The organism is Mesorhizobium sp. M7A.F.Ca.CA.002.04.1.1, from assembly GCF_004022805.1.
GTDB lineage: Bacteria > Pseudomonadota > Alphaproteobacteria > Rhizobiales > Rhizobiaceae > Mesorhizobium > Mesorhizobium ciceri.
In genome coordinates this window covers 1-1347 of sequence record NZ_RZPL01001045.1, presented here as the reverse complement: position 1 = coordinate 1347, position 1347 = coordinate 1, and the positions used below count along the sequence as shown (strand labels likewise).

The 1347-nt window shown below is 65.5% G+C and carries 1 protein-coding gene; it reads left to right on the top strand.

Features of this window, described 5'->3' with window-relative positions; all coding sequences use genetic code 11:
- On the top strand, positions 1 to 1347 hold a 1347-nt coding region (locus ENZ75_RS31935; protein WP_245481332.1), incomplete at both ends, for a 5'-nucleotidase C-terminal domain-containing protein.

Genomic DNA, 1347 nt, shown 5'->3' with positions numbered 1-1347 from the left:
CGATGGCGACGTTGGGACCCGGCGAAGCGAGGTCCGGCGTGTCGTTGGTGATCGCGCCGATGATGCCGATGTTCTGGCCGCCGACCTCGCTTCGCCGGGTCCCAACGTCGCCATCGAGGACGACGTCAAGTCGATCACTGCCGAAGTCGAGAAGCTCAAGGGCGAAGGCGTCAACAAGATCATCGCCGTGACCCATATCGGCTACAGGCGCGAACGTGACGTCATCGCCAAGATCCCGGGCATCGATGTCGTCGTCGGCGGCCATAGCCATTCCCTGCTGTCGAACACCGATCCGAAGGCGGAAGGCCCCTACCCGACGATGGTCGACAATCCGGACGGCTACAAGGTGCCGGTGGTGCAGGCGGCCTCCTATTCGAAATATCTCGGCGAGTTCAAGGTGGTGTTCGACGACAATGGCGTCGTCAAATCGGCCAGCGGCGACCCGATCTATCTCGACAAGTCGATCACCCCCGACCCGGCCGTGCTCGCCCGCATCAAGGAGCTTGGGGCGCCGATCGAGGCGTTGAAGAACAAGGAAGTGGCCGAAACCACCGACGTCATCGACGGCAGTCGCGAGAGCTGCCGCACCCGCGAATGCGCGATGGGCAATCTCGTCTCCGACGCCATCCTCGACCGCGTCAAGGGACAGGGCGTCGAGATCGTCATCTCCAATGGCGGCGGCCTGCGCGCCTCGATCGACAAGGGCACCGTCACCATGGGCGAGGTGCTGACCGTGCTGCCCTTCCAGAACACGCTGGCGACCTTCCAGATTTCGGGCAAGGATCTGGTGGCCGGCCTCGAGGGCGGTCTCAGTCAGGTCGAGGACGGCGCCGGGCGCTTCCCCCAGGTCGCCGGCCTGAAATATTCCTTCGACAAATCCGTTGCGCCCAATGCCGGCCGGGTCAAATCGGTGGAGGTCATGGAAGGCGGTGCCTGGACGCCGATCAAGCCGGAGAAGGACTATCTGGTCGCCACCAACAACTATGTTCGCCAGGGCGGCGACGGCTACAAGGTCTTTGCCGACAAGGCCAGGAATGCCTACGACTACGGCCCCGGCCTGGAACAGGTGGTTGCCGACTATCTCGGCGCCCACCGGCCCTACACGCCGAAGCTCGACGGCCGCATCACCGAAATAGCCGCGACCGTCGCCGCGGCGCCTGCGGCCCCGGCAACCGATCCGGCCAAGCCAGCCGAAGCGGCACCGGCCACCCCGGCGCCCGCACCGGCTGAAGCCGCCAAGCCTGCCGAAGCGGCACCGGCAATGCCTGAATTGCCGGCCAACTCGGGCGATATCGCCAACACACCACCGGCCATATCGACGGAAGGAGCACCTCCCCCGCCAGCGCC